Here is a 19,311-nt window from a genome sequence, read left to right as displayed (position 1 = left end):
AGTAAACTTAACCGACAGGTTTACGCGATGAATATTTGGTGATATAAAGTAAGAATGGACGAAGCACTTATAATATCTACACAAAACAGACTCAGTAAAGAGTATGTGGCTTCTCTGGAAGCCATAAGATTTGACGGGGAAATTGTAACGGTTACGGAACCCGGACACGCCGAAGAGGCATGCAGGGAACTCAGCGGATATAATGAGCTCGGATTTGACACGGAAAGCAGACCCTCATTCAGAAGAGGGGTGAGCTATCCCGTTTCCCTTGTTCAGGTATCAACCCTTGACAAGGCCTATCTGTTTCAGCTTAACGGCGGAAACCTTCCGGAGGGTCTCGTTGGTCTTTTTACTGATCCCACGGTCAAAAAGATCGGCGTCGGAATAAGGGACGATATAAAGAAGCTGAAAGAACTCACGTCTTTTGAGGAAAACGGTTTTGTGGATCTCGGGGATATAGCCGCTGAAAAAGGCATAATTCAGTTCGGGGCAAGGGCTCTCGCTGCCCGTTATCTCGGGCGCAAGATTGTCAAATCCGCCCAGAAGACTAACTGGGCGCGCAGGGATCTCACGGATAAACAGAAAAATTATGCCGCAACAGATGCGTGGGTATGCCTTCTTATTTATCCTCTGCTTCTGAATGATGCCCGGGATTACAGGGAATACCCTGCCGAAGCGCCGGAAATGGAAAATGAATAACCCTTTTTTTCTGGAAAAAGAGATAGTGATTCAGGGGTATGATATAGACTACGGCGGCGTGGTGAGCAACATAGTCTACATCCGCTGGATGGATGACCTGCGTACCGCTCTGCTGAAGGAGCACTACCCGATTGAACTCATGGCTGAGGACGGCATAGCCCCCGTGGTTAACAAGACTCATGCGCATTACAAGCGTCCGTCTCTCTTCGGTGACAGCCTCAAGGCGGGAATCAGGATCACGATGCTTGAAAAGGTGCGCTGGGAAGTTGAGGCGGAAATCACCAAGGACGGCGGCAAAACTGTCTTTACCGCTGTTCAGTCCGGCGCCTTTGTGGATCTGAAAAGCGGTCGCCCTGTGACTGTTCCGTCAGTTCTTGCTGAGAAATGGGCGGAGTTCAGGAAAGAAGCCTGATCAAAACAGAGAGGGAGCCCCTTTCAGAGCTCCCCCGTAAGGTTTCTGGTTATCTCATTCCTTTAATCATCAATTCCGCCGTTTTCCCCGCAAAGAGCGAAGGATTTTCAGGCGCGGAACCTTCCACGATCAGGGCAAGGTTGAACAGAATATCCGCGTAGTCTTTAATCACGGATGATTTGGCATCCGTTTCATGAAGCTTTTTCATCTCAGCGAAGAGAGGGTGCTCAGGATTGATCTCCAGAATCTTCTTGGATTTCGGTATAAACTGCCCCATAGCCTCCATCATACGCGCCATGTGCGGATCAATGTCGTTATCATCACCCACAAGGCAGCAGACGGTGTTTTTCAGCCTTCCTGAGAGGCGCACATCCTTGACTTTGTCCTTAAGGGCGTCTTTGACAGTGTCAAGCAGTCCGCCGAGTTCCTTCTTCTGTTCCTCTGTTTTGGATTTGTCATCAAGGCTTATGTCGCCTTTGACCACGGAGCGGAGCTTTTTGCCTTTGTATTCGCCGAGAGAGGGGATAACTATTTCATCTACCTCGTCTGTCATGAAAAGCACCTCGATGCCTTTTTCGGTGAAGGATTCAAGATAAGGCGATTTCTTAAGCTCGGCTATGTTGCCGCCTGTGATGTAGTAAATCTCCTCCTGATCCGGTTTCATGCTCTCAAGGTACTTTTCAAGGTCGGTGAAGCCTTCCCCTTCGGTGTTGCTGGAGCGGAACATCAGGAGCGCGGCTATTTCCTCTTTTTTCGTGAATTCGTAATGTAAGCCTTCCTTGAGGATTTTGCCGAACTCTTTATAGAAAACGGCGTAGCTCTCCGCCTCGTTCGTCTTCATCTCTCTGAGGGTATCCAGAACCTTTTTGGTGATGTTTTTTCTTATCACGTCTATCATTCTGTTATTCTGGAGTATCTCTCTTGAAACGTTAAGGGGCAGATCGCTGGAATCCGCCATGCCTTTCACAAAGCGCAGGTAAAGGGGTATAAGCTGTTCGCAGTGCTCCATTATCTGCACTTTTTTCACATAGAGCGCAGGACCGAATTTGAAGTCTTTATAAAGAATGTCAAACGGAGCCTTGGAGGGTATGTACAGCAGAACAGTGAACTCCGCCGTGCCTTCCGCGCGGTAGTGTATTGTTTTGAGAGGATCGGTGAAGTCGTGGGAGATGTGTTTGTAAAACTCCTTATACTCCTCTTCTGTGACATCGGCTTTATCCTTCAGCCAGATAGCCTTCATGGAGTTGAGAGTTTCCTCCTTTACCCTTGTCTCGGTCTTGCCGTCCTTCTCTTCTTCATCGGTAATGTCCATCACCACCGGATACTCTATGTAGTCTGAATATTTTTTGATGATGTTTCTTATTTGGTATTCATCCAGATATTCTTTGCCTTCATCCTTGAGGTGAAGGATAACGTCCGTGCCTCTGGACTCCTTTTCCGCCGCCTCAACTGTGAATGTGCCGTCAGCGGAGGATTCCCATTTGACGGCGTCCTTTTCCCCTGCCTTGCGGGTGATTACGGTTACCTTGTCCGCAACCATGAAAGCAGCGTAAAAACCCACGCCGAACTGACCTATGAGTTCAGGGTTGTTTTTTACTTCTTCCGACTTAAGCCTGTTGAGAAATTCCTTTGTGCCTGAGTGGGCAATGGTTCCGAGAGCCTGTACAGTCTCCTCTTTTGTCATGCCTATGCCGTTATCCGACACTGTGAGGGTGTTGTTTCCGGCATCGGGGACGAGTTTGATTCTGAAGTTTCCGTCACCTTCGAGGATCCCGCTGTCAGTAAGCGAAAGATAACGAAGTTTGTCGATAGCATCGGAAGCGTTTGAAACAAGTTCTCTTAAGAAAATTTCCTTGTGCGAATAAAGTGAGTTTACCACAAGGTCAAGCAGACGGCTTACCTCCGCCCTGAACTGAACAGTTTCCTGCGCCATGTAATTTACCTCCGTAAGTTGATTGATTATTGCAACTTACAAATATACAATAAGCGCCATGAATATCAATAGTTTTGGCAGAAACGGGAATAGCTTTCCGCCGGTGTTTTTTATAGTTTTTTTCTCCTTTGTTCTCAATGCCTTTGCCGATAACCGCATGGACAATTTGGCTGAGGCGGCTGTTAAAAACGGGCTGACGGAAGGCGCTGTAATCCTCGTCAGGCAGAACGGGCGTAATATTCATTTCGACGCGTACGGCACGGCGGAAAAGGGGAGCGTGTTTGATCTGGCGTCTCTCACTAAGGTGTACACGACAACACTTGCCGTGATGAGGCTTGTTGATATGGGTCTGCTTAAGCCTTCGGATAAGGTCGGGAAGTTTTTTCCCGAGTACAGGGAAGGGAAAAAAGCAATCGTGACAGTGGAGGATCTCCTGCGCCACAGATCCGGTCTGCCCGCGTGGAAGCCGCTTTACTGTGAGGATAAGCCGAAGGAATACCTGCTGAACATTCCCCTTGAATACACGCCTGACAGCGCAAGGATTTACAGTGATCCGGGGTTTATGATTCTGGGTCTGATTGTTGAAAAGGTGAGCGGAAAGCCCCTTGGTGTGTTTGTAAGAGAACAGTTTTACGAGCCGATGGGACTGAAAACCGCAGGCTTTATGCCGGAGGATGTTTCAGCAATAATGCCGACACTGTTCGGCGGGTTTGAAGCGGAAATGATGAAAGATGCCGCATGCAGGACGAAATATCCTGAAACAGTGCTGAAAGGGCAGGTTAATGACGGCAACGCCCGTGAGGTTTTCGGCGGTGCAGCGGGGCATGCGGGGCTTTTCAGCAATGCGGAGGATCTGGCGGCGCTTGCGGAGCTGACAGTCGGCGGCAGATACGGCGGCGCAGGATACATCAGGAGGGACACACTGAGACACTTCATGACAAAGGATGAATCAGGGCAGGGGATGGGCTTTGTGATGACCGCGAAGTCTCTTAATGCGGAGAGTATCACGAGCGGTACGTTCGGGCATCTTGGTTTCACGGGAACATCCGTCGTCTGTGTTCCTGAAAAGGGACTGACCGTAATCATCCTCACTAACAGACAGATGAAGGGAATGGATGAACAGGGGCGTTATCCTGATTTAAGGGCACTCAGGAAAGCGGTTTTCCGTGAAGCTGTGCGCCTTGCGGATGAAAATGTGGTAAAATAGATTTTTACAGTGAGGAATATGATGAAAAAACTTTTGATGATTTTTCTTGCCGCAGTGATTTTTCCGCTGCATGTGCAGGCTCTGGACGCACCGTTCATAGTCGGCGGCAATGCCGCGTCACAGGGTGAGTATCCGTTTATAGTCGCTGTTGCGGCAGCGGGGGCTGCCCCGCTTACAAGCAGGCAGTTCTGCGGCGGAGTGCTTGTTGCTCCTGAATGGGTGCTTACTGCGGCGCACTGCGTAACCGGCGAATCCGGCGGAACTGTGGTCATTGACAATCCCGCATCACTCGCCCTTTATATAGGCGAATATGATCTCTCAGACCCGAGCGGAACACAGAGAGCTGTCTCAAATATCTATGTTCATCAGACTTATCTGGACAATTCGACACTGGGCAACGGCTACAGGGATATTGCCCTGCTTGAGCTTTCCTCCGCAGTGAGCGCTGAATACGCATCGGTGCTCAGAGCTGCGGATGAAAATTTCTATGCGTATGCGGGTATTACATCGACAGTCATAGGCTGGGGAAGCACAAGCGGAAGTGTTGATGTTTATCCCGATATTTTGCAGGAAGTCAGTATGCCTATCGTGTCAAACAGCACATGCGCAAGTGCCATGGCTCCCTATGATATTTATGATTATGAAATGTGCGCGGGTTACGCTTCCGGCGGCAAGGATTCCTGCGGCGGCGACAGCGGCGGACCTCTTCTTGTGAGGAAAAACGGCGGCTGGGTTGTGGCTGGCTTAGTGAGTTGGGGAGCGACAGAATGCGCTGCGGTCGGGAAATACGGAGTGTATGCCCGCATTGCGGATAACCTTGCTTGGGTGGAAAGCTACACCGGCGAGCTCGATTACGGCAATACCTCTTCCGGCGGTTCCGGAGGCGGCGGATGTTCAGCTTCTGAAAACGGCAATATGTCATTGCTGCTTATGTCTGCTGCACTTGCCGTGTTTATAAAAAGAGGCAGAAGAAAAGCTTAGTTAAGAATATCCCCCGCTTTTGCGGGGATTTCCGGCTTGCTGATAAAGGTATAAAAGAGACTGCCGCGTCGCCTTGCTCCTCGCAGTGACGCAGCTTTCTGTCATTGCTAACTTTAGCGAAGCAATCTTATCTGCCCGCAATATCAAATTCTGAGTTTGTCATCAGTCTGTAATCCCCGCAAACACGGGGATTTTTTTTTCTATATCTTTTTTCTTATTAATATTATCCCGGAAATCAGCATCAGCACAATCAGAGCGTAATCCGCTTCTGTTCCTGCTGAGCATCCTCCGCCTCCGCCTGAACTGCCGCCGTTATCTGTGCTGTCATTATCATCGTCTCCGCCATCATCTGTGCCGTTGTCATCATCGCCGTCACCTCCGATGGATGAGGTTTGGGTAACAAAATAAGACTGAGTCGCAGGGTTCAGTGAATTGCCCGCCTGATCCCTGATTCCTGCTGTGATGCTGAGGATGTACGCTGTTCCTGCGCTCAGGTCAGCCGCAGGGTCGAATGTTACGGTATTGCCGGAAATTGCTATGTCTCCGTTTGTTACTGCGGTCATTGTGGACTGGTTCACAAGCGAGAGGTTAGTTAAGGTCAGTGTAGAGGAGAGCACGCTTTCGCTGAACAGAACGCTTATATCCGTTCCGGCAGCCACACCTGTGGAGTTATTTGCTGGGGAGATACTCATTACATAGGGCGCTGTTGTGTCCAGAACTATGGTATCTGCGGCAACGGTGCTTAGGTTTCCCGCCTCGTCTTTTAGCCATGCGTACACTGTCTTGGTTCCGTCTCCGCTGCTGAGTGTAAAGCTTACGTTAGTCATGAAGCTTGTTGTAGCGTATGTTGAGCTGAATGCTGATACATCCGGTGTTGTGCTGTTTTCTGACACATAATAGCCGTTTATGCCCGAGCCGTCCGCACCGTTTATACTAACAGTTACACTTCGGGAGTTGGTGTATGCGTTTCCGCTGTTTATGGAAACAGTGACATTGTAGGGCGCAGTGACATCGTTTCCATCTGTGATTGAGTTTATGACCGAATCAACGTTTATGCGTCCTTCGCTGCCGTGGGAAGCGCAGCCGTAAGAAACTGCGGAACGGGTGTCTTTCATTACGGTTTCAAGCTGGCTTACGGAGAGAGTGTCGTTTTTCTGTTTAAAAACGGCAAAGGCGCCCGTAACATGGGGTGTTGCCATTGAGGTTCCGTTCCATGTCTCGTAATTCGAGTCGCCGCTGCCCACTGCGGAGTTTATATTTACCCCGGGTGCGAATACGTCCAATACTCCGGTCAGGTAGTTGCTGAAGCTTGCCTCTTCATCACTGATGTCTGTGGCTCCCACTGTAATTGCGTTTGTAATGCACGACGGGGATGAGACATAGCCGCAATATCCGCTGTTACCGGATGCTATGGCGACCGCTATGCCCGCGCCGGTGAGATTGTTGACGTGGTTTCTGTATATTATGTCGTTGTTGTCGCAGTAAGCGCTGTATTGACCTCCGCCAAGGCTCAAATTTACAGCCGCTATGTTATAAGAGTTTGTCAAATTGTCATAAATATGTTCAAGAGCTGCCTTTTGGTCAGAATCCCACGAAAGAACGCAGTCTTCAAAAGGGAGCTCTCCTCCTGTACATGCAGATTCATTTTCAAATCTGGAGAAAACCTGAATTGCTATTATGTCAGCATCCTTCGCAACTCCCTTCTGGCTTGAGCTGTTTCCCGCGGCGATTCCCGCCACATGGCTCCCGTGGTCGTAGCTTGTGTACGATGATTCATAGTGCGCCGCGGCTCCTGTGCCGTACATCTCGTCACTGCCGTCCGGACAGTCGTTATCGGAGAAGCACGCCTCCACAATATTTTTACCCGCAAACATTTCATGAGTGCGCCTTATTCCGGTATCTACAATCGCAACAAACTGTCCCGCGCCTGTGTAACCCGCAGTCCATGCGTCGTCAGCGCCTATTCTGCCTATGGAATCGACTCCGGCTGAGGGAGAGGAAAGTGTATCGGGAAGCTTCTGCGGAACATCTTCGATTATGTATTCCACCAGAGGGTTGTTCAAAAGCTCTGAAAGCCCCTCAGAGCTGACTTCCATCGCCGCTTCCGGTGTGAAGTCGTATGCTCTTTTTATGATGTAGTCTTTGGAATCTATTGATGAAAGGGCGTTTTGTCTGCTGCGTTCCGTTTCCGCCTTTACGGCGGCATCCGCTTTTTCAGCCGCGCGTTTTTTCACTGTTCCTCTCAGGTCTTGTTTTGCGCTGCGGGACGCTTTTATCAGTTCAGAGTAGCTGTCCGACCTGAAACCGACTATGACACGGACATAACCGTCTTTCGCCGCTTTCATTGCGAGAGAGGCTCTGTTCAACGCTCTTGGCTTGGTGTCGGCGTGTGATTGTGTCACTGAAACGGTGAATATTGATAAAGCAATAATGAATAAAGCAAAAAGCCTGAAACGCATTTTTCCCCCGTACCTGAAACAAAGAGAGCTATGTTTCAGGGGTGTGTTTTGTATAACGGATAATTTATTCATACGGTTTCATGAGGCAAGTTAATTTGCACAAAATTTGAAATCTGATCAGTTTTTTATGCAGAAAAAGCTCTGTCCGGCGCCGAACCCAACGCTGCATTCCGCCGTTACATCGGAAATCATGTCCAGCAGCCCCGCGGCGTCATCGGTTATCTGAGGTGTTACACTCATTCCGCCCACATGAACTGTGAGAAATTTGCCGTCATCCGTTTCATGCTCTATGGCAAGGTTGTTTATGTGCTTTACAACAGTCTTGGCTATGAACTCAGCTCCTTTGAGGTCGGTTGAGGGGAGAAAAAGCGCGAAGCTGTTTCCGCCTATTCTCGCCAGAAGATCTCCCGGGCGTTTGGCGGATTTTTTCAGCGCGGAGGATATGCGGCGCAGCACCTTGTCGCCTTCGAGGAAGCCGTATTGAGCGTTATAGTCCCTGAAATCTGTAATATCAATACGCAGGAGTGATATAGCAGCCTTGGTTCGTATTGCCCTGCTGATTTCTTCCTCAACCTTATAAACGAAATACCGCTTGGAGAGAACTCCTGTGAGCCCGTCGATATTGGAAATATCCTCAAGCTTCCTGTTGTTTTCCTCAATCTCCTTTTCACGGGTTCTTCTGCTTATTACTTCCTGCCTGAGGGCGACTGCGGTTCTCAGGCGGGCGTAAATCTCGGTTTTATCAGAGAAATCCTTGATATAATCAAGGCACCCCGTTTCCAGCATCGCTTTAATGATGTCTTCATTATCGGAATTATTGAAGGTGATTACAACAGTGTCGGTGTATTTCCCATCTGATTTAACGGCGAGGGTCACTTCATAGGCTTCGGTGTTGTTTTCAAAGCTTATAAGAACAATATCCGGCTGAATCAGCGGTTTCGCCGGACTGAGTATTGCCAGCTTGTCGAAGGATTCAAGGAGGGTCATGTTCTCAACCCATGATATTTCCTCAATTCTGGACAGCGCGTCCTTAAGGGGTTTCAGATCTGTCCGCGCGTCATCAATGACGGCAAGGATCATAAATTCGCCTCTGCTATATCTTCGCTCACTGTCACACGGTTCAGCTCCTCTATGCTGGTCAGCCCTCTGAGTATCTTTTTGAGCCCGTCATAGCGGAGGGTTTTGTAACCGCCCTTTGCCATGGTGTATTCCTGAACCTGAAGTATGTTAGCGCCTTCGGCTATCATTTTTCTCACTTCGTGGTCGATCATCAGGAGCTCGTGGATCGCTATCCTGCCTTTGTAGCCGCTGCCGTGGCATTTAGGGCAGCCCTTGCCCTTGTAAAACTGGACTTTTGTCTTGCCGTCCCACTCGTAGAAGTAGCGCATTATCTCTTCCGGCTTGAGTTCATAGGGTTCCTTGCAGTGATCGCAGATTCTTCTTATGAGCCTCTGTGACATGACGCCTATCATGGAGGGAGCCACAAGGAAGGGTTCCACGCCTATTTCCAGAAGTCTTGTAACAGCCTCCATTGCGCTGTTGGTGTGCATGGTGGCGAGAACGAGGTGTCCAGTAAGCGCCGCCTGCGCTGCGATCTTCGCCGTTTCCGTATCCCTGATCTCGCCAATTAGGATTATGTCAGGGTCCTGACGGAGGAAGGAGCGCAGCGTGTTTACGAAGCCAAGCCCCACGGCGTTGTTCACCTGAACCTGTGTAAGCCCCTGAAGGCGGTATTCCACCGGATCTTCGATGGTCATTATGTTTACGCCGGGTTCATTGAGGTATTTCAGCAGGGCATACAGGGTTGTGGTTTTGCCCGAACCGGTGGGACCGGTAACGAAGAATACTCCGTTGGGGTTTTCCATGAGAAGGTTAAGCTTAGTGTATATGCTTTTTGAAAAGTTGAGATCTGTAAGCGAGGGAACTGTTTTTGAGTCCTTCTGACCGAGAATACGGAGAACCGCCTTCTCGCCGTATATGCTTGGTACAGTGGAGATACGGAAGTCAATCGCGCGGTTTTTCAGCTTGAGAACGCATCTGCCGTCCAAGGGGAGCCTGCGTTCGGTTATGTCTAGGTTTGACATAACCTTGAGCCTTGATATAAGTCCGGTGAGGATAATAACGTCAAACTTGAGGAGATCCTGAAGCACGCCGTCTATTCTGTAGCGGACACGGACAAAGTTTTCCTGCGGCTCAATGTGTATGTCCGACGCGCCTTCCTTTATGCCGATGAGCATTATGGCACGGACAAGCTCTATTATCGACTGATCCCCCGCCATCCTCTGAAGCTGTCCGGCTGTGATTTTGCTGGTTCCCTTAACGAGTGAGTCAACTGAGATCTTGGCGAGAAATTCATCTATTTTTGTGGTGTCCTGATAACTTATCTCAAGGGTGTCCTCAAGGTCTTCCGGCATGGCGAAAACAGTGCTGACACTTGCTTCAAAGTATTTTTCGCAGGCGCGTATCGCCTCCATGTTTTCAGGGTCAGATACCGCAACGGTCACGGTGTCGCCGAATTTGTAGAGCGGTACAACTCTGTATTTTTTGGCTATGTCTGAGGGGAGCATGGTGAAAAGCTCAAAGTTGATCATCGTTCTGCCGAGATCCACATAGGCTTTATTTATGGAATCGCCCCAGAGCTTCGCCATGAGGTCTCTGGAGGCGGCTCCGCCTTCAATGAGGTAATGGAGAATGTCTGCGGCGCTGCGGTTGAATTTTTTCAGCAGGTTGTTTTTATCCTCTTCGGTCAGAACCCGTTCCTGAACGAGAAGCTCCATAAATTCGTCATTTATCTTTTTCATGGCTATTCACCTTTTTTCAGCTTAATTTTGTCTTTGCTGGTGATCAGCCTCTGTATGCCGTCCTGCGTGAGCTTGCGCTGAGTCATTTTTTCAAACTCTTCGTCAGTTTTGATCTCCAGAAGGATTTCCCTCAGGTTGTACCTTATCCTCATTTTTGTTTCTCCTTGCTGTCAGGAAAGAGTTCCATGATTCAACGATTATCTGCCTTATTTCCTTTATGGGAGTGTCTTTTCTTATGTAATTGTATGCGCCGTATTTCAGGCACTCGTCAACAGTTTCCACATCCGCTACAGATGTGAGCATGATGATGAGGGAGTTCGGCTGAAGCTCTTTTATGAATTTTATGGATTCGGTTCCGGTTTGCTTGGGCATATTGATGTCAAGGAGCACTATGTCCACCTTGAACTGCCTGCACAGCTCGACAGCCTCAAATCCGTTCTGCGCCTCGCCCACCAGCTCGCAGTTGATGCTCTGGATAACCTTTTTCATTATAAGACGAATATGGGCTTCGTCATCCGCAATAATCACTCTCGGTGCTACACTCATAGGTTTGTCTCCGCGGGCAGCCTGACGGTTATTTCCGTCCCTTCGCCTTTTTTGCTTTTTACGCTGAAGCTTCCGTGGTGGGCGTACACAATGCTTTTAATGATGAAAAGCCCCAGTCCTGTTGATTTTTCCCCGTCGGTCGGTTTGCTGCTCACAGTGCAGTATTCGCCGAAAAGCTTCGGAATGTCCTCCTCGCTTATGCCGACACCCTGATCCGCCACAGTTAAGGCGATGCCTGTTCTGTCTTTATATAGTTTAACCGTAACTTCGGTATTTTGCGGTGAAAATTTTACGGCGTTGCCCAAAAGGTTGTCCAGAACCTGATCTATCCTGTTTTTATCAACCGATGCAATACCTACGTCCTCAAGCTCCCTTCTTATTCTGATATTTTTTTTGGCGGCGGTGGGCTCGTTGACGTTGAGGCGTCTGTCTATTATTTTTTTCAGGTCGCCCTCCTGCTTCAGCAGGGAGAGCCTGCCGCTTTCTATGACCGCGTAATCAAGAAGATCATTCACCAGTGAGAGCATTCCGTGGCTGGTTTCATGGATCATGCTGAGCATCTCCGCCTGATCTTCGCTGAGGGCTCCGTTAAGCTCGTCTGTGAGCATTTCGGCGAACCCGCGTATGGAGGCGAGGGGTCCTCTGAGATCGTGCGCCGCAGTGCCGAGGAAGCGGTTTTTAACCTGATTCAGCTCCTCCAGACGGCGATTGAGGTTTTTAAGCTCCTCCTCCTGCTGCTTTCGTTTGTCGGTTTCCAGCTTAAGCTTGATTATGGCGTCCACCCTTGCCTTGAGCACGGGCTTTGACACAGGCTTGAGTATGAAGTCCGCCGCGCCCGCCTCAAAAGCATCTGAAAGTGTCTGGGTATCGTTTTTCACGGAAATCATGATGATCGGAATATGCTCGTACACGGGATGGGTCTTCAGCCTCTGCACCGCCTCTATGCCGTTCATCTGAGGCATGACTATGTCCATGAGGATAAGATCCGGCAGCTTTTCCTTTTGTGTTTCGGCATCGTCAAGGAGTTCTATCCCTTCCCACGCTCCGGAGGCTTTCTGTATGTTTTCATAGCCGCATGATTTAAGTATGCGTTCAAGAATGTTCAGTGATGTTTCAGAATCGTCTACAATCAGAATCCTGCTGTTTCCGTTCATTGAGTGTCCCCGATTTATATAAAAGTCATAAGATTAATCAATCCGCCTGTATATCGGATATATTTTATTAATAACACGAATAACCTCTGATATACAACATGAAATCCGTTTCAGAGCGCGTCTTTGTTAAATGCGGCGTTGTTTTACAATTATCCTAAGATAACATTAAACAAGGAAAAAGTTGTCATTTTTTTCGGGAGAATACAATTCTTCTTGAAGATTTGTTCCTTTTGAATGATAGTTTTCTGCATTCAGAAATATGAGGGTCAAGGGATGATATACTGGTTCGGAATTTTTCTCGCCGTTTTTTCCAACGTTTTCTATCACATCAGCCAAAAGACGATCTCCGCCAACGCAAATCCGGCGGTATCTCTTGTGTTTACTTATATCACAGCGGCAGCGGCTTCACTGTTTCTCATTCCTTTCTTCCCCTTTAAAGGAACGCTGACGGAGGAGATAAGCAGGCTTAACCTGCCGAGCGCCGTTCTGGGGATCTCCATTGTGGGGCTTGAGCTGGGTTTTCTTCTTGTATACAGGGCAGGGTGGAACATTAATATAGCGGGCATAGTTGTCAGCGTTATGGTGGGACTGTGTCTGATTCCTGTGGGCTATCTCTTCTTCAGTGATACGCTTACGCTCAAAAGCGCTCTGGGCATAGCCCTCTGTATTGCCGGTCTTATCCTTATCAACTACAGATAAATCAGAACAGCGGGAGCTCCACTGTGAAGCGGCTTCCGCCTTCGGGATTGTCCGTAACATAGATTCTGCCGCCGTGGTCGGTCACTATCTCCCTGCATATGGCAAGACCTAAGCCTATGCCGCCGGCGCCTGTCTTGGTTTTTGAGGACTGGGTGAACTTCTCGAAAATAAGGAGCTTCTCCGATTCGTCAACACCGGGTCCGAAGTCGGTGATGACTATTTTCAGGAACGAGTTTTCCGGTATTATTTCGGTTTTGATCAGGCTGTCCGGCGGGCTGAATTTTGCCGCGTTTGAGTATATATTCAGAAAAACCTGTCTCAGTTTTGCCGCATCACCGCAGATAACCGCTTCGCTGTCGGGGACTATGACGGTTATTTTCTTTTCAAGCAGAATCCTCTCAAGCTCTTTGACTGCCGTTCTCAACAGTCCGGTAACCTGACATCCGGATATTTTGTATTTCATTCTCCCTGATTCCAGATCGGAAAGGTCAATAAGATCGTTGATGAAGGAGAGAAGGCGGTCAGCGCTTTCCGATATTTTGCCGAAGTAGTGCTTTTGTCTTATATCTTTTATGTTTTCAAATTTTTTCAGCCCGAAGGAGGAATAGCTGAGTATGGCGTGTATGGGCGTCCTTATCTCGTGGGACATATTCGCCAGAAACTCCGTTTTTACCATGCTCGCTTCGTTTGCTTTTTTCCTTGCGGCGATAAGCTCCTCATTCACCTTGATTATTTTCATGTTTTCCTTGCGCAGGTGGACGCTTATATCCTTCAGATCCCTTACTCTGTCCTCAACTGTTTTTTCAAGGTTCTCCTTAATTTCCTTAAGCCTTCTTTCCGTGCCTATAACGGACATGTGCTCCGAAGTGAGCCTTCTGCCAAGCTGCCGGAGCTCCTCCGTTCTTTCCTCCGCTTTTTTGCAGGCATTCTCCACCGCCTCAAGCATGAGCCTTTTCCTTCTGCCTGTTATCGATAATGTAATGAACATGAGGAGCAGCGCAGCCAGAGCGGAGACCGCCGCATACGCGCAGAATCTGAGTCTCAAATCCCTGATAACGGATTTTTCAGCGGCTTCCGCAGCCGGCTCGTCCAGTCCGGCGGCCACTACCCAATTCCATGCGGGTATATTCCGCAATGCGGTCATTCGCAGCTTTTTGATTCCTCCGTCATCAGATATTTCATAAAAGAATGAGTTTTTCGCGTCTCCGAGTCGGGAAGCAAGCTTTTGCAGATAGCCGCTGTCGGTACGTATATCTCCTTCCGTGTGAAGTGCTTTCAGTATATTTCCGTTTTTTTCTATGACTGCGAAGTAGCCTATGGTATTGTCGTTTTCCCTTAAACCGGCAAGCTGTGAAATTATGTAATTCTGTATTTTTTCCCTGCTTTTGTCATTGCAGAAGCCGGAGCCAATTATCATTCCGTCAGGAGCAGTTTTTTTTATATAAGCTGTCTTTTCCCTGAGCGCTCCGTCCGCCGTAAAAATTCTGTACGAGACAGCAGCGGAGCTTTCCGGGGGCATTTCCGTCATGGTCTTTCTCAGCTTTTCTACTCCGTCACTGTGGATTACCCTCTTCAGTCTGTGTTTCAGCGGGTGCTCGATCAGCTTTCTGTCGCTGTTAAGGACATATATGTATTCTCCGCCCGAAGATATATTCGCTGTTTTCAAATACTCAAAAAGAGCGGAATCATCCTCGCTGCCTGATGTTTTCCTTGTTCCGGCGACTGCGTCCGCAAAGGACTCGACCCTGCGCCGCGCAGCTTGGAGCGATTCTTCACTGTCCTGTCTGATTACAAAATCGATCTCCGCCTCAAGCTGTTCAAGAAGATGCTCTATCCCCATTCTCCTGTTTTCGGCAGCCAGCCTTACCGCCGCTTCCTTTTTGGCGGTATAAGTTCCTGAATAGACCGACAGGAGCGCCGCTTCGGCAAAAAGTATCCCTGTGAGAAGCACTGCGGCGAGCATGGCGAAGTTTTTCTCTATAGCGGAGATTATGTCGTGTTTCCTCATTGCTGTTCACTCAGGTCCGGTATAACAACCGAGAAAAGGCTTCCTTTATCTGTTTCAGTTGTGAAAAAGGTTCCGCCGCAGCGTTTCAGGGCTTCGTTGAATATGCTGATGTTTATCGATGCGCTGTCAGAGCCTGACGGCAGGCTGAATGTGCTGTGCTCTTTCAGCTCATTAAAGCCCGTGAGATGACCGATCTCCACAGTCGCCGAGTTGACCAGAACACCGGAACGAAGCGATTTTGTAGGGAAACAGCGCAGGAAAAGCATACTGTTTTTTCCGCAGTTTTTTGCGGCATGTGTGAGAAGATGCAGAAACGCCAGCTCGGCGTGGCGGCATCGGGTGAAAATACGTATATTTTCGGCGGAAAACTCCGCACTGAGACTGCTTTCCGTTGCGGAGAAAAGTGGCATGGTTTCATAGCTGAGTCTTGCGAAAAGTTCCCTGAAATCAAGAGGTGATATTTTGTCCTCTGTTTTGCCTGCCTCAAGCTTGGAAAGATCTATAATGAGACCGAGAAAGCTCATCAGCTCCCCGCCTTTGGCGTGAATTTTTCCGAAGAGTCCGTTGATCTCTTCCGCTGTCATGCTTTCAAAGCTTTCACTGCCAGTTTCCGAGAATGTTTTAAGATCTGTGACCATGGTATTGAGCTTTTCCGATGTATTGGTCAGGAACTCCCGCTTCATTATATTTGCCGCTTCCGCCTTCTCCTTCTCAGCGCGGAGAATCTGATCCTGCTGAGTTCTCTCCATGTTTTCGGCTATGAGCATCTCGTTCATTTTTTTATATTCTTTTGTTTTGAGGGCGAGCTTTTCTTCCAGTTCCAGTTTGACATCATTGAGTCTGTTCTCTTTTTCGGTGTGCTCCTTTATCTTTTCTATCAGCCTGAAGTTCATTTCTCTGAGTCTGCCGAGCTTTTCTTCGGCAGGTCTCAGCGCCGAGACGGCGAGCACTCTGTTTCTGGTGAGTATAAAAACAGTGAAAAACACCATAACCGCATATACGGCTGCCATGAAATAGCCGCCGAAAATGTCCTGTCCGGCATAGGTGCGTACCTGAGAAACCACATTTCCGTAGATGTTTTCATATTCAAAAAAATGACTCTTGGTTAAGTGCCAGTTCCACTCCGGATACTTCGCTGTGCGGGTGATCACTTCAAAATATTTGCCGAAGACCGGATCTCTTCTTATATGGAGAAAGCTGTCTGTTTTTCCGTTTATCAGAGGTGAAAACTCAGTGCTTTTTTCCGAATCATTCTCAGGGGTGTTTTCCAGCTCTTCACTGAGAAGAGTTTTCAGCTTGCCGCCGGAAGCCGCTTCTGATTCAAATATATTTATTCTTCCGTAGGCGGGGTAAAGCATGTACAGCTTGGAGAGATCATCCAGAACCTTTTTTTTGACAAGCTTTTCAGCTTCTGCATGATCAGCCTCGGCAATTACCGCTATGTTTGTACGGCTGTCCGAGGTGAAGTATGCCAGCTTTCTTCTTTGCGTCCCGCCTGCTTGCGAATCAAGACTGTATGAAATGAAACGCCCCTCATATTTGGAGGTGTCTTCCGTAATGTCCGTGAATATGTTTTTGCCTTTATCCGCTCCGAAACCATAAAAAGATAAGCCCTCATACTGCCTGTCCGCCGGAAAGATATATGCTTTTCCATCCAGACTGAGCACATACAGCCTGTACCTGCCATACTGTCTGTTCTGCGCCGAAAGCACGTCTACGGCAGTTTTCAGACCCTGAGCTTTTCCCCTTGTTTCCGTCATTCTAATGATAAATTTTTTTGCCGTGTCCGCGCGGTTTTTCAGCTTCTCATTTATTTCAGCTTCTTCCTTTTTCCGTACATAAGCTATTCTGTTGAGGGCGTTATCGAGCTCCTGCCCGAGCTCTCTTGATGCCATTGCGGTGAGGGAATCTTTTTTATTGCGCATCTCAAGCGGGGAGCGGGTCAGGTCGTCCGCAAAGAAAAGCAGCGTGCCCGCAGCCGCCAGAAAAAGGAAAAGAACAAGAAAGCTGCCGTATTGTCCGGTATGTTTTATAGCCGTCCGCCTTTGCACGGAACAGAGAGCCTGAAAACTGCTCCCCCGCACTCTGAATCAAGGGCTTCCGCTCCGCCTCCGTGCATTTCGGCTATGTGCTTCACTATGCTGAGACCAATGCCCATTCCTTTGATATGCCTGCGGCTGCCTGTTATGCTGAAATCACCGAAGATCGTGCTTTTGGTTTCATCATCCAGACCCTCGCCGCAGTCCTCCACGGAAAAAACAGCCGTACCCTGCTCGTAGAGAATTCTGACGGATATTTCCGAGTTGTCCCGTGAGTAAATCACAGCGTTTTCCATAAGCATAGTGAGTGCTTCCGTGAGCGCTTCACGGTCGCCCGTGATCATGCTGTCTGAAATTATATCTGTTTTTATTGTTATGTTTTTCGCCGCTGCTTCCCGCTGTTTCTTCCGCAGAGCCTCATTCAGACATTCGGATGCCTGAAAGTCCGTCATCCTGAGCTTGAAGCCTGATTTCAGCCTGCAAAGCATAGTGGTTTTATGCACCAGATCCGCTATCTGTTTTGCCCCCTGAAGAATCAGTTCCGCAAGCTCCCTACTTTCCCTGTCCAGATGCTCATTCTCCAGCAGCATTTCCGCAGGTCCCACAATGGCGGAAAGGGGTGTTCTTGTTTCATGGGAGAAGATGTTGATTATATCCCGCTTTACCGAGTCCACCTCTTCCAGTCTCTTCAGCTTGAGGAACACTTTTATTTTTGCCAGCAGCTCGTCATCATTGAAGGGTTTTGTTATATAGTCGTCCGCTCCGACTTCATAGCCTTTCAGACGATCCTCCGTCATGGATTTGCCGGAGACGAGTATGATTTTTGTGAATCTGTGTGTCTCCCCTGCGCGTATCCTGCGGCAAACCTCGTAGCCGTCCATGCCGGGCATCATTATATCAAGCAGTATAATGTCCGGTCTGAACGCTTTTTCGGTTTTCAGCGCATCCTCGCCCGTGGAGGCAGCGGCGCAGGAATATTCGGACGCGAGTATCTCCAGCATAATATCAAGGTTCACGGGGTCGTCGTCTACAATGAGGATTCGGTGTTCGGATTCCATAAAAGCCTCCGCAGGGTTCTGCTAATAATAAAGCTGTTTTTGCTTCACTTCAAGGCTGCATTGCGGGTTGTTCTTGTTTATAGCTTTTTAGGATGCTATTATCCGTTTTTTGTTTCACAGGTGTTATAAGTATGTACGCATTCCGCAGCAGAAGCAGAATAGTAGTAACCTGCGCAAAGGGAATAAACCCCTTTTTGCAGGAAGAGCTTGAGGCTCTGGGCTACGGCATAATAAACGAATTTACCGCAGGGCTTGAAATCGAAGGCTCCATGAAGGACGCAATGCGCCTTAACCTCATGCTGAGGACAGGCAGCCGTGTTCTTTTCCAGCTTGCCCGCTTCCGCGCGGCAGGACCGGACGAACTCTACAAAGAGGTTAAGAAGCTCCCGTGGGAGGACATGCTGGATGTTGAAGGCTATTTCAGCATAACCTCCTCGGTTCTGAATGAAAACATTAAGGATACGAGATTCGCCAATCTCCGCTGTAAGGACGCAATCGCCGACAGAATGACGGCAAAACTCGGCAAAAGACCGAACACTGGTCCTGAACTTAACGCCGCCGTTCTCTTTCTTCACTGGAGAGAGGATGAATGCGCGCTGTACATAGACACATCCGGCGAGGCTCTCTCAAAGAGAGGCTACAGGTACAACCCGATGATGGCGCCCATGACGGAGACTCTGGCTGCGGCGGTCATCATGAAAACCGCATGGAAAGGGACAGACAGCTTCATCAACCCTATGTGCGGCAGCGGAACTTTGGCTGTTGAAGCGCTTATGAGCGCACTGAATATGGCGGGCGGAATAATAAGACGCAATTTCGGCTTCATGCACATAACAGGCTTCAGTAAAAAAGACTGGAGCGACATGCGCAATGATGCCCTCCGTGTGGTCAAAAAGGAGATCAAGGGAAGAGTTATCGTCTCCGACCATGATGAAAGATGCCTGAAAGCAGTGGAAGAGAACGCCGGATACGCCGGAGTGGAGGAGTATCTGGACTATCAGCTCTGCGATTTCCGTGACTGCGCAGTGCCCGAAGGGGGCGGAGTGGTGATTCTCAACCCCGAATACGGCAGAAGACTTGGGGACGAAAATCAGCTTGAGTCAGTTTACGGCGGTATAGGAGACTTTTTTAAAGCTAAGTGTCAGGGCTATAGGGGCTACATATTCACAGGGAATATGAATCTGGCGAAGCATGTGGGTCTTCGTACATCTTCAAAGACTTTGTTTTTCAACTCTAAAATTGAGTGCCGCCTGCTTGAATATGAACTTTACAAAGGAACCAAGAAATATCAGGATAAAGACGAAGCATAGTTTAA

At 48.7% G+C, this 19,311-nt stretch carries 16 protein-coding genes; 6 read left to right on the top strand and 10 right to left on the bottom strand.

Annotation, left to right across the window (positions count from 1 at the left end; all coding sequences use genetic code 11):
* Positions 1 to 54: 54 nt before the first annotated feature.
* Both EP073_RS11000 and EP073_RS10995 read left to right on the top strand, forming a co-directional pair.
* The gene (locus EP073_RS11000; protein ID WP_128467196.1) at positions 55 to 699 is read left to right on the top strand and encodes a 3'-5' exonuclease; all 645 of its coding nucleotides are present in this window, start codon (positions 55 to 57) and stop codon (positions 697 to 699) included.
* Positions 692 to 1,111 (top strand): acyl-CoA thioesterase, encoded by a 420-nt coding sequence (locus tag EP073_RS10995; RefSeq protein ID WP_164885353.1) that lies wholly within the window; start codon positions 692 to 694, stop codon positions 1,109 to 1,111. Before EP073_RS11000 ends, EP073_RS10995 begins: the two co-directional genes overlap by 8 nt.
* Positions 1,112 to 1,160: 49 nt before the next feature.
* On the opposite strand, the gene htpG is transcribed toward EP073_RS10995, so the two are convergent.
* Complete coding sequence (htpG, locus tag EP073_RS10990; RefSeq protein WP_128467194.1) at positions 1,161 to 3,044, bottom strand: molecular chaperone HtpG; 1,884 nt, start codon at positions 3,042 to 3,044, stop codon at positions 1,161 to 1,163.
* A 103-nt stretch (positions 3,045 to 3,147) separates the two neighbouring features.
* Between htpG and EP073_RS10985 the strand changes: the two genes are divergently transcribed.
* Both EP073_RS10985 and EP073_RS10980 read left to right on the top strand, forming a co-directional pair.
* Complete coding sequence (locus EP073_RS10985; protein ID WP_164885352.1) at positions 3,148 to 4,251, top strand: serine hydrolase domain-containing protein; 1,104 nt, start codon at positions 3,148 to 3,150, stop codon at positions 4,249 to 4,251.
* Positions 4,252 to 4,269: 18 nt separating this feature from the next.
* On the top strand, positions 4,270 to 5,232 hold the full coding sequence (locus EP073_RS10980) for a S1 family peptidase (RefSeq protein WP_128467192.1): 963 nt from the start codon (positions 4,270 to 4,272) through the stop codon (positions 5,230 to 5,232).
* 200 nt (positions 5,233 to 5,432) lie between these two features.
* Here the strand turns inward: EP073_RS10980 and EP073_RS10975 are convergent, their stop codons facing one another.
* The 6 genes from EP073_RS10975 to EP073_RS10955 form a co-directional block, all read right to left on the bottom strand.
* Entirely contained in the window at positions 5,433 to 7,691 is a 2,259-nt protein-coding gene (locus tag EP073_RS10975) for a S8 family serine peptidase (protein WP_164885351.1), read from the bottom strand.
* 117 nt (positions 7,692 to 7,808) lie between these two features.
* A complete protein-coding gene (locus EP073_RS10970; RefSeq protein WP_128467190.1) occupies positions 7,809 to 8,771 on the bottom strand; it encodes a diguanylate cyclase domain-containing protein in 963 nt (320 codons plus the stop codon).
* Positions 8,768 to 10,492: a GspE/PulE family protein gene (locus EP073_RS10965; protein ID WP_128467189.1), complete on the bottom strand. Its 1,725-nt coding sequence runs from the start codon at positions 10,490 to 10,492 to the stop codon at positions 8,768 to 8,770. The genes EP073_RS10970 and EP073_RS10965 overlap by 4 nt, the downstream gene beginning before the upstream one ends.
* Positions 10,493 to 10,494: 2 nt before the next feature.
* Complete coding sequence (locus EP073_RS13835; RefSeq protein WP_164885350.1) at positions 10,495 to 10,644, bottom strand: hypothetical protein; 150 nt, start codon at positions 10,642 to 10,644, stop codon at positions 10,495 to 10,497.
* On the bottom strand, positions 10,595 to 11,038 hold the full coding sequence (locus EP073_RS10960; protein WP_128467188.1) for a response regulator transcription factor: 444 nt from the start codon (positions 11,036 to 11,038) through the stop codon (positions 10,595 to 10,597). Before EP073_RS10960 ends, EP073_RS13835 begins: the two co-directional genes overlap by 50 nt.
* Positions 11,035 to 12,192: a hybrid sensor histidine kinase/response regulator gene (locus tag EP073_RS10955; protein WP_128467187.1), complete on the bottom strand. Its 1,158-nt coding sequence runs from the start codon at positions 12,190 to 12,192 to the stop codon at positions 11,035 to 11,037. Before EP073_RS10955 ends, EP073_RS10960 begins: the two co-directional genes overlap by 4 nt.
* A 273-nt stretch (positions 12,193 to 12,465) precedes the next feature.
* Between EP073_RS10955 and EP073_RS10950 the strand changes: the two genes are divergently transcribed.
* Complete coding sequence (locus EP073_RS10950) at positions 12,466 to 12,891, top strand: EamA family transporter (protein WP_164885349.1); 426 nt, start codon at positions 12,466 to 12,468, stop codon at positions 12,889 to 12,891.
* Between the two features lies 1 nt (position 12,892).
* Here the strand turns inward: EP073_RS10950 and EP073_RS10945 are convergent, their stop codons facing one another.
* From EP073_RS10945 to EP073_RS10935, 3 genes are read right to left on the bottom strand one after another with little or no spacing between them, the layout of a single operon-like run.
* Positions 12,893 to 14,899, bottom strand: coding sequence for an ATP-binding protein (locus EP073_RS10945; RefSeq protein WP_128467185.1), 2,007 nt, complete (start codon positions 14,897 to 14,899; stop codon positions 12,893 to 12,895).
* Entirely contained in the window at positions 14,896 to 16,950 is a 2,055-nt protein-coding gene (locus EP073_RS10940; RefSeq protein ID WP_128467184.1) for a cache domain-containing protein, read from the bottom strand. Before EP073_RS10940 ends, EP073_RS10945 begins: the two co-directional genes overlap by 4 nt.
* Entirely contained in the window at positions 16,929 to 17,996 is a 1,068-nt protein-coding gene (locus tag EP073_RS10935) for a hybrid sensor histidine kinase/response regulator (protein WP_128467183.1), read from the bottom strand. Before EP073_RS10935 ends, EP073_RS10940 begins: the two co-directional genes overlap by 22 nt.
* Positions 17,997 to 18,127: 131 nt before the next feature.
* On the opposite strand from EP073_RS10935, the gene EP073_RS10930 reads away from it, so the two are divergent.
* The gene (locus EP073_RS10930; protein WP_128467182.1) at positions 18,128 to 19,306 is read left to right on the top strand and encodes a THUMP domain-containing class I SAM-dependent RNA methyltransferase; all 1,179 of its coding nucleotides are present in this window, start codon (positions 18,128 to 18,130) and stop codon (positions 19,304 to 19,306) included.
* Positions 19,307 to 19,311 lie beyond the last annotated feature (5 nt).

Source organism: Geovibrio thiophilus, from assembly GCF_004087915.1.
GTDB classification, from domain to species: domain Bacteria; phylum Chrysiogenota; class Deferribacteres; order Deferribacterales; family Geovibrionaceae; genus Geovibrio; species Geovibrio thiophilus.
This window is presented reverse-complemented; position numbering and strand designations above follow the sequence as displayed.

What these genes read in the sequence shown, in the direction of transcription:
- EP073_RS10995 (WP_164885353.1), top strand. Translation starts at nt 692, where the DNA reads ATGAATAACCCTTTTTTTCTGGAAAAAGAGATAGTGATTCAGGGGTAT.
- EP073_RS10935 (WP_128467183.1), bottom strand. Translation starts at nt 17,996, where the DNA reads ATGGAATCCGAACACCGAATCCTCATTGTAGACGACGACCCCGTGAAC.
- EP073_RS10980 (WP_128467192.1), top strand. Translation starts at nt 4,270, where the DNA reads ATGATGAAAAAACTTTTGATGATTTTTCTTGCCGCAGTGATTTTTCCG.
- EP073_RS10930 (WP_128467182.1), top strand. Translation starts at nt 18,128, where the DNA reads ATGTACGCATTCCGCAGCAGAAGCAGAATAGTAGTAACCTGCGCAAAG.
- EP073_RS10950 (WP_164885349.1), top strand. Translation starts at nt 12,466, where the DNA reads ATGATATACTGGTTCGGAATTTTTCTCGCCGTTTTTTCCAACGTTTTC.
- EP073_RS10965 (WP_128467189.1), bottom strand. Translation starts at nt 10,492, where the DNA reads ATGAAAAAGATAAATGACGAATTTATGGAGCTTCTCGTTCAGGAACGG.
- EP073_RS10970 (WP_128467190.1), bottom strand. Translation starts at nt 8,771, where the DNA reads ATGATCCTTGCCGTCATTGATGACGCGCGGACAGATCTGAAACCCCTT.
- EP073_RS10975 (WP_164885351.1), bottom strand. Translation starts at nt 7,691, where the DNA reads ATGCGTTTCAGGCTTTTTGCTTTATTCATTATTGCTTTATCAATATTC.
- EP073_RS10955 (WP_128467187.1), bottom strand. Translation starts at nt 12,192, where the DNA reads ATGAACGGAAACAGCAGGATTCTGATTGTAGACGATTCTGAAACATCA.
- EP073_RS10945 (WP_128467185.1), bottom strand. Translation starts at nt 14,899, where the DNA reads ATGAGGAAACACGACATAATCTCCGCTATAGAGAAAAACTTCGCCATG.
- htpG (WP_128467194.1), bottom strand. Translation starts at nt 3,044, where the DNA reads ATGGCGCAGGAAACTGTTCAGTTCAGGGCGGAGGTAAGCCGTCTGCTT.
- EP073_RS13835 (WP_164885350.1), bottom strand. Translation starts at nt 10,644, where the DNA reads ATGAGGATAAGGTACAACCTGAGGGAAATCCTTCTGGAGATCAAAACT.
- EP073_RS11000 (WP_128467196.1), top strand. Translation starts at nt 55, where the DNA reads ATGGACGAAGCACTTATAATATCTACACAAAACAGACTCAGTAAAGAG.
- EP073_RS10960 (WP_128467188.1), bottom strand. Translation starts at nt 11,038, where the DNA reads ATGAGTGTAGCACCGAGAGTGATTATTGCGGATGACGAAGCCCATATT.